Origin of the sequence: Paraburkholderia sp. BR10954 (assembly GCF_040965775.1) — a bacterium.
GTDB lineage: Bacteria > Pseudomonadota > Gammaproteobacteria > Burkholderiales > Burkholderiaceae > Paraburkholderia > Paraburkholderia youngii.
In genome coordinates this window covers 1-685 of record NZ_JBFRCK010000196.1, presented here as the reverse complement: position 1 = coordinate 685, position 685 = coordinate 1, and the positions used below count along the sequence as shown (strand labels likewise).

The window sequence follows — 685 nt, the reverse complement described above, 5'->3', positions numbered from 1 at the left end:
GGTAGCCGCGCGCCACCCCCGCCCCGCCAATGTAGAGCTCCCCCACCGCCCCGAACGGCACCGGCTCTCCATGACCGTCCAGCACGTACACCCGCGTGTTCGCAATCGGACGGCCGATCGGAACGTGGTGCTGGCCATCGAAACCAGCAGGTACCGGATAGCAGAGAGTGAAGGTGGTGTTCTCTGTTGGCCCGTAGCCATTTGATATCCGCAGCGTCGGATGCCGGCTCTTGCATGCCTTAATGGAAGCGGCTGAAACCTCTTCGCCTCCGACCAGCAGTTGCTGCAGCGAACCGGTATTTCGCCCCTCCCCTACATACAGATCAAATAACCGTGCGGTCATCCAGGCAATGGTGACACCCTCGTCCCGGATGATCCGGCTCAACGTTGATGTCGAGATATAACGTCCGGGATAGAGCATCACCCTGGCGCCATTCGCCAAGGCGCCCCAAACCTCGAACGTCGTCGCGTCGAACGTCGGCGAGGAGGCGTTGAGAAAGACGTCCTGCGGCGAGATTGCGACGAAATCGTTCCCTGCCACCAGCCTGACCACCCCCTGATGTTCAACCATCACGCCCTTGGGCGTGCCGGTGGAACCCGACGTGTAGATCACATAGGCCAGATGACGTGGACCCAGGCCCAGCGCGCGCGCATCCGGATCCGATGACGGCTGCCCGGCCCACGC

The 685-nt window shown here is 62.5% G+C and carries 1 protein-coding gene; it reads right to left on the bottom strand.

Going from position 1 to position 685, the window contains the following annotated elements; genetic code table 11:
* Positions 1 to 685, bottom strand: a 685-nt coding sequence (locus tag AB4Y34_RS41830; protein ID WP_368719304.1) for an AMP-binding protein, incomplete at both ends; no start/stop codon positions are given.